At 44.6% G+C, this 12,607-nt stretch carries 12 protein-coding genes and 1 pseudogene; 7 read left to right on the top strand and 6 right to left on the bottom strand.

Translation table 11 applies throughout. From position 1 onward, the window contains the following. The 5 genes and pseudogenes from A8L45_RS24790 to A8L45_RS24780 form a co-directional block, all read left to right on the top strand. Nucleotides 1-1,760: hypothetical protein (locus A8L45_RS24790; protein WP_217492209.1), on the top strand; the 1,760-nt coding region annotated here is incomplete at its 5' end. 124 nt (nt 1,761-1,884) lie between these two features. Further along, entirely contained in the window at nt 1,885-2,133 is a 249-nt protein-coding gene (locus A8L45_RS22520; RefSeq protein ID WP_068905594.1) for a site-specific integrase, read from the top strand. Between the two features lie 570 nt (nt 2,134-2,703). Then, the gene (locus A8L45_RS22510) at nt 2,704-3,945 is read left to right on the top strand and encodes an MDR family MFS transporter (RefSeq protein WP_068905592.1); all 1,242 of its coding nucleotides are present in this window, start codon (nt 2,704-2,706) and stop codon (nt 3,943-3,945) included. A gap of 172 nt (nt 3,946-4,117) precedes the next feature. Next, nucleotides 4,118-4,732 (top strand): annotated as a pseudogene (locus A8L45_RS24785) (RraA family protein); the annotation flags it as partial. A 39-nt stretch (nt 4,733-4,771) separates the two neighbouring features. Continuing rightward, nucleotides 4,772-5,056 carry a MazG nucleotide pyrophosphohydrolase domain-containing protein gene (locus tag A8L45_RS24780; RefSeq protein ID WP_175402068.1) on the top strand — a complete coding sequence of 95 codons (285 nt, stop codon included), beginning with the start codon at nt 4,772-4,774 and terminating at the stop codon, nt 5,054-5,056. Nucleotides 5,057-5,248: 192 nt separating this feature from the next. Here the strand turns inward: A8L45_RS24780 and A8L45_RS25580 are convergent, their stop codons facing one another. Further along, complete coding sequence (locus A8L45_RS25580; RefSeq protein WP_281181540.1) at nt 5,249-5,377, bottom strand: hypothetical protein; 129 nt, start codon at nt 5,375-5,377, stop codon at nt 5,249-5,251. A 19-nt stretch (nt 5,378-5,396) separates the two neighbouring features. On the opposite strand from A8L45_RS25580, the gene A8L45_RS22500 reads away from it, so the two are divergent. Continuing rightward, nucleotides 5,397-6,806 carry a DEAD/DEAH box helicase gene (locus tag A8L45_RS22500; protein ID WP_068905590.1) on the top strand — a complete coding sequence of 470 codons (1,410 nt, stop codon included), beginning with the start codon at nt 5,397-5,399 and terminating at the stop codon, nt 6,804-6,806. 86 nt (nt 6,807-6,892) lie between these two features. Here A8L45_RS22500 and A8L45_RS22495 read toward each other — a convergent pair whose 3' ends face one another. From A8L45_RS22495 to A8L45_RS22475, 5 genes are all read right to left on the bottom strand, one after another. Continuing rightward, nucleotides 6,893-7,453 carry a GNAT family N-acetyltransferase gene (locus tag A8L45_RS22495; protein WP_068905589.1) on the bottom strand — a complete coding sequence of 187 codons (561 nt, stop codon included), beginning with the start codon at nt 7,451-7,453 and terminating at the stop codon, nt 6,893-6,895. Nucleotides 7,454-7,499: 46 nt separating this feature from the next. After that, nucleotides 7,500-8,021 (bottom strand): GNAT family N-acetyltransferase, encoded by a 522-nt coding sequence (locus tag A8L45_RS22490; RefSeq protein ID WP_432416296.1) that lies wholly within the window; start codon nt 8,019-8,021, stop codon nt 7,500-7,502. Next, on the bottom strand, nt 7,987-8,475 hold the full coding sequence (locus A8L45_RS22485) for a tetratricopeptide repeat protein (RefSeq protein WP_068905587.1): 489 nt from the start codon (nt 8,473-8,475) through the stop codon (nt 7,987-7,989). The genes A8L45_RS22490 and A8L45_RS22485 overlap by 35 nt, the downstream gene beginning before the upstream one ends. A 376-nt stretch (nt 8,476-8,851) precedes the next feature. Then, nucleotides 8,852-10,048 (bottom strand): NAD-dependent formate dehydrogenase, encoded by a 1,197-nt coding sequence (locus tag A8L45_RS22480; protein ID WP_068905586.1) that lies wholly within the window; start codon nt 10,046-10,048, stop codon nt 8,852-8,854. Nucleotides 10,049-10,340: 292 nt separating this feature from the next. Then, complete coding sequence (locus A8L45_RS22475; protein ID WP_068905585.1) at nt 10,341-11,678, bottom strand: DsbA family protein; 1,338 nt, start codon at nt 11,676-11,678, stop codon at nt 10,341-10,343. A 255-nt stretch (nt 11,679-11,933) separates the two neighbouring features. Between A8L45_RS22475 and A8L45_RS22470 the strand changes: the two genes are divergently transcribed. After that, nucleotides 11,934-12,607 (top strand): hypothetical protein (locus A8L45_RS22470; protein ID WP_139122459.1); only part of this gene is annotated, 674 nt, incomplete at its 3' end.

The raw sequence follows: 12,607 nt of genomic DNA, 5'->3' as shown, positions 1-12,607 counted from the left end.
GGTCAGCTCTACCTTTGAAAAAGCGCGTCTCCCTTTGCGCTGCGGCTCTATTGGCTGCTAGCACCTCTCACATTGCCATTGCAGAAAAAGATCAAACATCTCCTGACGCCTTAGTTCCTGTCGTTCAGCAAAATCCAAACCATTATTATTTTGATCAACTGCTTAAAATAAACACCGAAATGGCAAAACTTCAGGTGCAGTTAAATCATCTCTCTGACGATGATGAAAGTAAGGTTCTAAAAGAGGAGCTGAAAAAGTTAGAAAACCAGTTGGTCAATATCAACACGAAGTTGACCGAACAAAGCAAAGTGATAGAAGGCTTTGAAAAGCTACAAAGCAGTTTTGATACTCGCGTAAGTGACATAAGCAGCTCGACAAATTATTGGGGCATCCTCTTTACAATGCTCGCCGCATTGGCTGGTCTAGCTTCACTCATTGGTGCAACGTTGAAAGCAAAAGACGTAGCTAAAAAGAAAATGGATGAGTTTATCTCTGAGAATGCGGCAACACTTTTAAAGCCAGTTGAAGCTGAGCAGGAGAGAATGAAAGGCGAAATTGCCACTCTTCTCGAAAAAGCCAGAAAAGCGACCCAGAATCTTCACGATGAGTTAGAGAGCCAGAAACAGTTGGCGGAGGAAGAGCGACAACATATTTCATCGCTCACTCAGCAGGCTGTGAAGGATATCACTGAGAATAAATCAGTCTCAGAGGATGTACTCAATGAGCTACAAAAGCGAATACGCTTTAAACCGAAAAAGACGCCTGAAGATTGGTATCAATCTGCAATCTCATTAGTGGAAACCGAACCAACCAAAGCGCTCGAACAGTTCAATAAAGCCCTCAGTGATTTTGAATTTGTAACCGATGAAGAAAAGACCCTTCAAGCAAAGATAATGTTCGCGAAGGCTTTTTGTTACTCTGAAACGGAGCTTGAAATTCAAGCCTATGATGAACTCATCAATATCTTTGCTGACGACAATACCACTGAAATCCAAGTCCAAGTCGCTATAGCCATGGTTAACAAAGCAATTATATCAAACACATCAGAACTCGAGATGGAAGCCTATGATAAAGCTATTGCTGAGTTTGCTGATAATCATAACCCTGAGATTCAAGCACAGGTCGCTAAAGCCATGGTCAACAAGGCAATTATATCAGCCACGTCAAAACTCGAGATTGCAACCTACGATAAAGCTATTGCCAAGTTTGCTGATAATCATAATCCTGAGATTCAAGTACAGGTCGCTAAAGCCATGTACAACACAGCCATTACTTTGCCCACGCCAGAACTTCAGATTGCAACTTATGATGACGTGATTTCGACATTTGCTGATAATGATAATACTGAGATTCAAAGACTGGTAACTGGTTCGCTCGCTGGCAAAGCTGAGATTTCAATACTTATCGAACCACCCGAGCAAGCGTTAAATAGCATTAGGAAGGTTGAAGAAACCACTAGCTCAGATGGTAATTTAGAGTTCTTAGCTGTAATGAAATTCCTAAGATTTGTGCTTGATAACTGCACTATTCAGGATGCTTTTGGTGCAATTGCAAGCATTCCTTCACATAAGGACATCAGTTGGCAGTTTTCAGAGCTAGCCGATTATTTCAAAGACAACTTTGAGGGAGAGAAGTTAGGGCAAATAAATACAGTGGTTGACTTCTTTGAGGACCATAAAGACATTCACAAGCTTGCCGATGATTTGAACCTTCAAGTTGCTTTGCCTGAAACTGAAGAAGACAAAGAAACTGAGAGTTAATTTCTCATTGAACGGGTAGCGATGCTGCCCGTTTTTTACTCACTTCACACTTACTCCTCTAACCTCTTGTCTGCAATAACCTTTCCCACCACTGTTTATTTAAATAGCACTTTAACCATCACCCATGACTATCCGAAACCTGAAAGACGGCAACAAAAAGCCCTGGCTCTGTGAGTGTTACCCGAACGGTGCGTTCGGTATGCGTGTACGCAAAAGGTTCGCAACTAAAGGCGAGGCGGCCGCTTTTGAGCTGTATACGATGAAGCAGGTGGACAATGAGCCGTGGAAGGGCCAGAGAAGCGATAACCGTAGACTCTCTGATTTAATCGAACGCTGGTATGAGCTGCACGGAAAGCATTTAAAAGAGTGGTAGCAACATAAAAGGGCGCTTAGAAATGGCGTGCGAAGTAATAGGCAACCCCGTTGAGCAGATCTCTCCGCAAAGAGAGGGTTTCAAATCTAGATCAGAGTGATTGTTTCAGTGACTGTACACCGCTAGTAAAGTGGTAAACGTTTGCCTTTCCTCCCATTCTTACCCTGCCCCAAATCTCTAATTTTATGCCGTTGGTATAAATCTTATCTTTACACTCAGAAAATAGAATAAAAATACCACCGAAATGGTGCAAATTTCGAAAGACACACCGAGTTATTGTTAAACCATACAGTAAGTACATTTCAGAAATCTCAACAATCGGCTGATTCTCTCTTGTCCCGTGAAATCTCTCTCCCTGCATAAAAAGCCGCAGAATAAGTCGAACTTATGGTGACAAATAGATTTTCTAATACAAATTAATGTGATTTATCACAATATTTTGAACTGACACGCAGCAAGAAAAATCTGCTTAAAAACATTAATCTACACGCTATTAATCTCATTTACCCAGTCATATAGTCAGAAAATATAGAAAAACACGTCGTTTTTCGGTGAATAGGAGTAAGGCTATTGAAAAAGAAAGAAAGTTTATTTGATATCACCAGAATAAAGCGATTTAACCTATCAGTATGGGCTGTTCTTATCGGAACACTGCTCGCCAGAACCTCATACTTTATGGCGTGGCCATTCCTGATCGTTTTTCTCTATCAGGACTTTGATGCCTCGGCAGTGGAAGTGGGGGCGATGATCGCGGGTTCTGCCATCGTAGGCTCGATCACCGGGCTTTACTCAGGCTATCTGTCAGACAAATTCGGGCGTCGCGGTATTATGACCCTCGGCGCGTTGATCGCTACTTTCGCTTACATTGGCATTGGACTTGCCGATCAGCTTTGGCACTTTTATGTTTTACTCTTGCTGACTGGCCTAATGCGACCGATGATTGAGGCACCAGCCAAAGCAGTGTTGGGTGACAATCTTGTCGATATGAAAGACCGCGAGCTGGCGATGAATATCAGGTACTTTCTTCTTAACCTTGGTGGCGCACTCGGACCACTGATTGGCATAACATTGGCGTTGGCTCAGCCTCAGAATCTGTTTTTTATCACTGGCGCGACTTACCTGATCTATGCGGGCTGGATTTTTAGCTGTATCAATGTAAAACCGCCTGCAAACAGCCCGACAACCTCAGCATTGCCCAACTTTAAAGCAACGCTAAGAGTTATTAGCAATGATAAAATCTTTACCCGACTTCTGGTTGCTAACTTTCTCATGATGTTTGTCTACTCCCAGTTGGAGTCATCGCTCCCTCAGGTCATTGTTCGCTCAGATATTGCGGATGCAGCCTCACTGATCGCCAGTCTGGTTCTCGTCAATACCATTACCATCATTGTTTTTCAGTTTCCTTTGCTGAAACGTATGGAGCATATACCGCTGTTCCAACGCACCCGCATCGGTATGGCTTTGATGGGACTGGCTCAAATTGGCTTTATCGTCACGCCAGCAGATTTCCCAGCAGGATGGTTGATTGCATGTTTTGTTCTTAGTCTGGGTGAAGTCATTGCTTTCCCGACACTGGGGGTGCAGATAGACCATCTTGCCCCACCACATTTAAGAGGTTCTTACTTCGGAGCAACTGGACTTTGTGCGCTGGGCTTTGCTTTCGGCCCTCTTCTGGGTGGTATTGTTGTCGAGAGCTTTTTACCAGACTGGCTGTTTGCTGGCTGTGCATTGCTTTGTGCGTTAACCATCTGGCTATATATTCAGGTGGAAAAACGTCAGCCAGAACCTGAGCCTGCTACGCAGGGCCTTTAATTACCTACCTAAAGCTGGCGGCTTTTTACACACCGTCAGCTTTACTGCTTTATTTCTTTACCGCTCAACGGCTCAACGGCTTAGCGGCTTAGCGGCTTAGCGGCTTAGCGGCTTAGCACCACCGAAAACAGGGCGCCGATTTGTTAAGGACAACACGATGCAAACTTCAGAAATAGATATGAGCTTCTCTGACTTAGCGACAACAGACTACGGCAATGTACTCGGCCGGGAGCATTTTTTTGATCATTCAATTAAACCGCTCTGGTGCGATATGCCGCGAATCTCAGGCCCCGCCTACACGGTCCAGTTGGCAACCGGCGATAATCTGATGTTGCACTCCGCTATCTACAATGCGCCAAAGGGATCAATTCTGGTTGTGGATGGTGTTGATTGTCAGCATGCCGTTGCAGGAGGTAACGTCTGTGCGGTCGCTCAACGTCGCGGAATTAAGGGATTTGTGATTGCTGGCGTGATCCGGGATCTGGAAGAAATAACAGACATGCAGTTTCCTGTTTATGCCAAAGGGATCTTTCCTGTGCCGGGTAAAAAAGAAAAATATACCTTGCCCAATACACCGGTTGTATGTGGCGGAGTCACTGTACATACCGGAGACATTATTGTTGCTGACGCCGAGGGAATTGTTTCAATTCCTCAATCACAGGCTGAACATGTTTTCAAACTCGCAAAACAGAAGTGGCAAGTAGAAACAAATATCACCTTGTCTCAATGGGAAGAGCAGCATAAACAGAAAATTGAACATGCACTTGCAGCAGCAAAACAGGACGCTGCCAATCTCTGTAGTGAGGACAAACAGAGAGAAGACATCATGACACTATCTGAACTACAAAAACACATAAAATCATTCGATCACGCGCCTCAACTGGCAGACCATTATTTTTTAAAATTAATTGAAGAAGTCGGCGAACTGTCAGAGGCAATTCGGAAAGGTAATAGCGGACAACCTGCGGCAAATCAGCTAAAGGGGTCAATCGCAGAAGAGTTGTATGATGTTTTGTACTACGTCTGTGCTTTGGCAAACATTCATCATATCGATTTGGACAAAACCCATGAGCTCAAAGAACAGCTAAACAAGATGAAGTACAATCGATAACGACAGATACCTGCCAGATGCGTAAAGAAGAAAACCAATTGCGTTAACCGTCCGATTGACTGAATGCAAGCTCACTTTCTCCTCATCTCTCATCGAGCTCTGTCCGGGCTCGTTCAATCCCTGCCTAACAGGATATATCTTGCATCTCGGTCGCTGACTGTAGGATACTTCGTGCCTCTGAACTGGATAAGGTTACTTATCCGGCACAAGTGCTGAAAGCCTGTTTCGCTCAGCCACTTTGTTCAAGCGCGCTTTTACTGTACAAACCCAACGCGGCTTTACGGCAATCCATTCATTAAAAAGAGGGTTTACCTCTTTCATAGGTTATCTTTTTCGACCCATGACTCATTCAAATCTGTCTTTATTTTCACAACTCGGCTTAAGCTCACCAATCATCAATGCAGTTACTGAACTGGGCTATACCGCACCAACGCCAATTCAGGAAAAAGCAATCCCAGTGATCCTACAGGGAAAAAATCTATTGGCTGCGGCGCAGACGGGTACGGGAAAAACCGCTAGTTTTATTCTGCCAATTCTGGAACAACTCAGTGGCTCAGAAACCCGACGTAAAAAAAGAGTCAGAGCTCTGATACTGACGCCTACCCGAGAGCTGGCGATCCAGGTTGAAGAAAATATTGCTCTCTACAGTAAACATTTGCCGCTGACCTCTCTTGCCATGTACGGCGGTTCTCGCATTGATCACCAGAAACAACGCTTGATCGAAGGTGTTGATGTGCTGGTGGCTACACCCGGCAGACTGCTGGATATGATGTCTCAGCGTGCTGTTCATTTTGATGAACTTGAAATGTTGGTACTTGATGAAGCAGACCGAATGCTGGACATGGGCTTTATCGAAGATATCAACAAGATTATGGAGAGGCTGCCTGCTGAGCGTCAAAACCTGCTGTTTTCAGCCACCCTTTCTCAGCAAGTCCGTTTTTTAGCAAAGACCGCCATTGATAAGCCTGTTGAGATTTCGGTCACTGCCGACAACACTGTCGAACCTCAAATCGAGCAATGGCTGACAACCGTCGACAAAGATAAAAAATCGGCATTACTCAGCCATATGATCACTGAGAATCAGTGGCAGCAGGCTTTGATCTTTATCGAAACCAAGCATGGTGCGGCCAAGCTGGTCACTCAGCTTGAAAAACGCGGAATCAAGGCTGAATCGTTTCACAGTGGCAGAAGCCAGGCTGTGCGAGAGCAACTATTGGCCGATTTTAAATCTGGAGCAATACAATTCATTGTTGCGACTGGCATTGCTGCACGAGGCATTGATATTGACGAGCTGAGCCGGGTCGTCAATTATGATTTACCGTTTCCTGCCGATGATTATGTTCACCGTATAGGCCGTACTGGTCGTGCGGGAGCCAAGGGTGAAGCGATTTCGTTTGTATCAAAAGATGATTTCAAAAACCTTTGTGCGATAGAAAGCCGTATCGGTCACCTGATTGAGAGACGCGAAATCGAAGGTTTTGCGCCAAGAAAACCGGTACCAGTGTCTATTCTCAATTACGTTCCAAAGAACAAACGAGAGTCTGGCACAGATAAAAACCGGATAAGCCAGAACCATAAAACGCCAAAAACGGACAACAAACCGCACAAGGGAAGCAAAAAGCCGTCGAGCCGTTCTTCTCAACGCAACGACTACAAGCCAGCATCTGTAAACAAAAAACCAGCTCAGAGAGAAGCAGGCCGACAACCTGATAACAATAATCCTTGGGGAAACCTTAAACCCAAAAAATAACCTCAACGCTTTCTCGCCCGCTCAATATTGAGCGGGTTTTTTCTGTGTGGAGAGTGAAAGGTATTGATCAGAAGTAAAATAAATGACTAAACAGCCAGAGGCTTTTTCATCAAGAGCGGCTGGGTTTCCCCGTTATCCGGGTCGGTTCCGTTATCAGCGGCTGAAGAGAGGCCAACAAAGCCTGCTGACAAATACGTTAGGTATGCCGGAGAGTTTGCTCTTTCGACTTCAAGTACCAGATAGCTAATTTGCTTTGTCTGACAAACCTGAGCGATCTCCGCAAGTAGCCCCTTTGCCAGTCCCCTGCCCTGATGATCTTTTTGAACATACATTTGAATAATTTCTGCTGAGTCGTCCACCAGAGCAGATCTGAATGCAACGCCACAAATAGCGACCAGTCGGTCATCGTTCAGCACGCCGAACATCGCTACATCATCACACGCCTCTTCAAGCTTTTGTTCAAAATATAGCTTTTCAAGCGAGTGTTGTTGTTGATAGTCAGAGCCGAAACACTGAGGGTATTGCTTGAGTGATTCCAACCGAATGGCGCGATACGCGCTCGAATCGTCTGCATTTAATTGTCGATAAAGATAAGGATCAGTGTGCTGGCACTGTAGTGTGGCCTTACTATTTTCTACTACTTTCATGTTGTTGGAGCACTCATTTTGACGTTCGGGCAAGGCCCGATAAAGGCTAAAAAGAAAAATGCATAAACCTGCTGTGAGGATCAGGTTGGTAATCTGCAAATGGCGGGCAATCCTGAAAGCCGAAATTTCGATAAAGCTGATGGGCCGGATAAAAGAAAGGCTGGGTGCCAGTCTCTAAACTTATTTCCGAATAACCTGCTGACTGAGCAAAAGCCATTAGCTGTTCCAGCATATATCTGCCCACTCCTCTCCCACGCTGGCTCGACGCAGTTCGCATCGACTTAATTTCACCATGCCCCTCTTTCAGATATTTCAATGCCACACAACCAAGCAAGGTATTATCCTTGTCTCCTGATCGACAGACCCAAAAACGCACTGACGGATGCTTCAAACCAGACAAATCGAGCGTATGGGAACTCTCTGGCGGCGACGTTGTATGCATGTCAGTCATGTGTTCTGTTAATAGTTGAATAACATCTGATGAGGAAAGATCGTCGGTTAAAAATTGCATCTCGTCGTTTTCTCCTGTTGGATTAGTCAATCCATGTTTGATCCAGATCTTCTGCATATAAAGCGAGTGCAGCCTGATAAGCTTTGATTTCTTGGTTATCAGTCGTCGCAAGCAACAACTTCATCAGCAATTGACAGGCCTCTTTTCCCCGGCCCGTATTGTATAAGCACATGGCATAAAAGGGTTGAGCAGACTGAGAATCCGGATATTCGGATAATAACAATTCAAATGTCTCCGTAGCAGCAACATACTCACCCAGACAACGCAAGCTACTGCCAAGGCCCAACAGGGCATCAAACCTATCCTTACGGTTCAAAGAGCCAAGAAGAGCCTGACGATAATGCGGAATTGCCTTTTTTTCGTCACCCTGACGGTCATAGGCGAACGCAGTATGGAAATGTGCCAGACTTCCCCATTCAGGGTCGGTTAAATAGCCAGAAAGTAGGCCAACAGCCTCATTACTTTGACCGTCGCGATACAATGTAATGGCCTGTTCAACAATATTATTCACTCTACATCCTTGTTTATTGATTTGAAAAATCCAGCCGCATGACAAAATACCGAAGAGGTTATATTGGGCAGGACCTCACCAGATATATCACTGTTATGCCTTGTTACTTCTTTGTTTTAATGGGCTTTCGAGTTAACTCATATTTATCGTATTTACAGATAATCAAAAGTCGTGAAAACAAATTCAGATTGGAATAGCTTTTGACGATAGAGAGGCTTTTGGAGACATAGAGGTTTTGGGAAATAAAGAGGCTTTTGAAGACAGGGCGGTTTTTGAAGACAGAGAGGTTTTTAATGAGAGAAAAGCTTGTGATATCTAAACTAACAGGACCACATCACGTGGCCCTGAAAGGTGTTATTCTACAACAGTGAACACCTCACTTTTTGTAGTTCTGCGCTTCTTCAGACCCACTGGTTGCACTTCCTTTGCTATATGAATGCGCACCTGTTCCGGCTAGATCGCCACCGTGAACGATAAGATATTCGTCCCTGATTGGCTTATCTGCAAAGAAACATTCCAGAATTTCGCGGGTACCGGCTGCATATCTTGCCTGTGCTGAGAGTGTGGTGCCCGATGTGTGAGGTGTCATGCCGTGGTGTGGCATCGTCCGCCAGATATGATCGTTGGGAGCCGGCTGCGGAAACCAAACATCTCCTGCATATCCACTAAGTTGCCCAGATTCGAGAGCTGCTGCAACCGCTTCACGGTTACAAATTTTCCCCCGGGCTGTGTTGATAATGTAGGCTCCTTTTTTCATTTTCGAAATCAACACTTCATCAAACAGATTTTCTGTTTCAGGGTGGAGAGGCGTATTTATTGTCACGACATCGCATACCGCAACCAGTGATTCTACCGAATCATGGAAAGTCAGGTTCAATTCCTCTTCAATGTCGGCAGAGAGTCGGTGCCTGTCGAAATAATGCAGATGAACATCGAACGGTTTCATTTTTCGAAGCGCTGACAAGCCTATCCTACCTGCCGCCACTGTACCTATGTGCATCCCCTCGACATCGTATGAACGCTTGACCGCATCTGCGATGTTCCATCCTCCGGATTTCGCAATAGCGTGCTGAGTATGATAATCGCGAACCATGGACAAGATCATCATAACGATATGCTCAGAGACAGAAATGGAGTTACAGTAGGTTACTTCAACCACATCTACGTTGTGATCCATGGCTGCCTGAAGATCAACATGGTCAGAGCCGATACCTGCTGTGATCGCCATTTTCAACTTAGGCGCACTTTCAATGCGCTGTCTCGTCAGATAGAAAGGCCAAAATGGCTGAGAAATAACAATATCAGCATCGACCAGTTCTTTAGCTGCAACTGAATCATCCCCGTCTTTGTCCGATGTAACCACCAGCGTATGGCCAGCGTCTTCGAGGAATTTACGTAGCCCTAACTCTCCAGACACACAGCCAAGCAACTCACCGGGTTTGAAATCGATCTTTTCTGGTGTCGGCAACGTCATACCGTCTGGATATTTTTCAATAACGGGTAAGGTTTCTAACGCGTAGCTCTCGGGCATTCCTGTTGTTGGATCATCATAAAGTACACAGAGGATTTTCATATCGACTTCCTTTTTCCGATAAAAACAACACATCGCAAATACAAGCAATTAACATTTTCGTTTCATTTACGATGTTAAAGTCAGGTGAGAACGACAGATAGTTAAAACAGAATTACTGACAGGTAACGATGGGGAATTAACGGAGGACAGGGTGTTTATGAATGAACTTAATTAATCCTATACCTCTGTATTTAAAAGAAAAAAATGATTGAAATAATTTTCACTTAAAACGATCAAGCGCAAGAAACGCTGAGGAAAATTAAAAAGTGTAGCACTAATCAGGCAATCTCTTTCATTTATTATTTGCCATTACCAACAACTCTGCCTCAATTCGACACAATTTATCCTGACCGAACACGGTGAGATCGCCATAACTGAAGGTCGGCACCCCCCATTGTCCTCGTTGATACAATTCCAGTAAGTTGTCTTGAGCCCAATAGCGCCAGCTATCATCATCCAGATGTTCAGTAGCATCCTTCCAGCTCATACCAAGCGATTCCACAATCTTCTGCAGTCCTTTGCCACCTGCCAAATTGACGCCTTTCGCCCAGGCAGCTCTGGCACATGATTCGGCAAATTCAATCTCTTTGCCCTGCTGCTGAGCAAAATTGTAAAGGGCATAACACCTCTCAACCCCCAAACCAACGGGATCACAAATCAGCCCAAAGTCTGTATGCTGCTCCACCGCTTCTCGCTTGACGTCTTTAATGATGTATAACTTCTTATTGGTCGGCACTTGCATGCGCCTCATTACCATTGGTAACACAGGCTTGATGACCAGTGAGATGTCGAACCTCTCAGCCAGTTCTTTGGCTTTGACAAGACCGAGGTAAGAATAGGGGCTTCGTAGTGACCAGAACATTTCCAATTCAGAGGAAGTACTCTCTTGATCACTGTTCTCAAGCTGCCGTGAGTTGGCAACAGCGATGAGCGCGCTCTCTTGGTTCGCTCTATTGAAGCAAACTTTGTTATTTTCGGTCAGATTGGCACCAATAGCATTCATTCTCTGCTCAAAATACAGCAGTCTATCAATACCCCAATACCACTCTCCCCCGTAATGTAGGTTGCCACTCAGATAATGATTCTTTTGCAGCAAGAGTTTCTCGTTGCTCTCAAGGTGTTGGCGATAACAGTCTACTGCTCCTTGAACCACAGGGCTGACTATAGAATTAAGGCGCTCTGTCTCATCGAACCAATAAGCATCAAAAAGTCGCTGTGCATTATCCAGGTATCCCGGCTGGAGTTCACAATGCAGTAACTGCGCTGTCACCTCTTTTTTCAGCTCTACTGTTTTCTCAGGCGGGTGGGTGGGAAAAGATAATTGGTAAAGATCAGCGGTGAAGTGACAATCGTTAAATGCATTTTGATCCCATAGCAACGATGCCGGAAACATATCTGACTGTCGATTGAGCACTGTTCTGAACTCAACGGTAAAATCATATCGTTGTTGTAACTTCGGTAAAACTTGCAGTAAAAGATAACTGTAAGGATCATCTATCGAGAGAAAAAGGGTGGCTGTTCGTCTCCTTCCTTTCGCTCTCCTGAAAAACTCGACACTATGCCAGCTCCCTTTTTGCAGTGCCTGACTAAGAAAAATTTTCGCCAAATAGGGAGTAACAAGAGAGACCATATACCATCCTGGTTGATGCTATCTTCGGTAAAACGTCCGTTTTGACCCAAAGCATATTCTTTTGATCTCAAAGGCTAGTGTATCAGTGGAGTGTAAGCAATGCAGATACCCGACCTAATTAAGTTGATAGTCTCTTTATCCAGACTTTACATACTGATTTTCAGTGAGTTACAGAATACGAAATTAAGTATCACATAAAACACATTACGAGATGATTGGCTAAGCTAGAAAAAGATAAGTCATGAGTAACGGATAATGGTGAGCAAGCCTCCACAAGTCAATCATGGTTCACTCGCTGAATTGAACATGTTGTTTGATTCATTGGTTAACGATGAATACAGTGCTTTTTTACGCCCTCTTGACAACGACTTACATTATTTGGATTACGCATCGTTCAAGACGAGAGTGCCAAGCCACCTGAGTGCGGAAACAGCGTGGATCATGACTCGTCGGGCAAGACAACAACACAGTATTAACGTCTTTCCAGTATTTTGTAATGACCGAAAACAATCATACTCTGCATCACACATAGCACAGAGTGGCCCTTCTCACCGTATGATGGTGACGCCACGAATCCAACATTGCCTGTCAAATATTGATAGGTTCACCAGCAAAGATGCGGTGAGTTTATTGCTTATGAACCCCGCACTATTAAACGCGGATAATGTGAGAGAGTCGCTTCTCTCACGTTGGCGACGTGAAGCGATATATTCTGTGCAACTTGATCATGCAGACATGGACTGCGCCGCCGTTGAACACTTTTTACAGACGGACAAAGAAGCTGAATCAGATATTGAACATTTGGCACTGCAGGTGATGAATCTTCATGAGGCTGTCTGGGAGGCGAAGTCACAACCCTTTTCTGTCGAGCTACTTTGCCAGCTCGCCACCTTGTTATCACCAAATGCCGATGACCAAGAAACAGTGTT

Origin of the sequence: Veronia pacifica, assembly GCF_001707825.1 — a bacterium.
Classification (GTDB): domain Bacteria; phylum Pseudomonadota; class Gammaproteobacteria; order Enterobacterales; family Vibrionaceae; genus Veronia; species Veronia pacifica.
This window is presented reverse-complemented; position numbering and strand designations above follow the sequence as displayed.

Coding starts and splice junctions, on each gene's coding strand:
- A8L45_RS22520 (WP_068905594.1), top strand. CDS start 1,885: ATGACTATCCGAAACCTGAAAGACGGCAACAAAAAGCCCTGGCTCTGT.
- A8L45_RS24780 (WP_175402068.1), top strand. CDS start 4,772: ATGACACTATCTGAACTACAAAAACACATAAAATCATTCGATCACGCG.
- A8L45_RS25580 (WP_281181540.1), bottom strand. CDS start 5,377: ATGAAAGAGGTAAACCCTCTTTTTAATGAATGGATTGCCGTAAAGCCG.
- A8L45_RS22500 (WP_068905590.1), top strand. CDS start 5,397: ATGACTCATTCAAATCTGTCTTTATTTTCACAACTCGGCTTAAGCTCA.
- A8L45_RS22495 (WP_068905589.1), bottom strand. CDS start 7,453: ATGAAAGTAGTAGAAAATAGTAAGGCCACACTACAGTGCCAGCACACT.
- A8L45_RS22490 (WP_432416296.1), bottom strand. CDS start 8,021: ATGCAGAAGATCTGGATCAAACATGGATTGACTAATCCAACAGGAGAA.
- A8L45_RS22480 (WP_068905586.1), bottom strand. CDS start 10,048: ATGAAAATCCTCTGTGTACTTTATGATGATCCAACAACAGGAATGCCC.
- A8L45_RS22475 (WP_068905585.1), bottom strand. CDS start 11,678: ATGGTCTCTCTTGTTACTCCCTATTTGGCGAAAATTTTTCTTAGTCAG.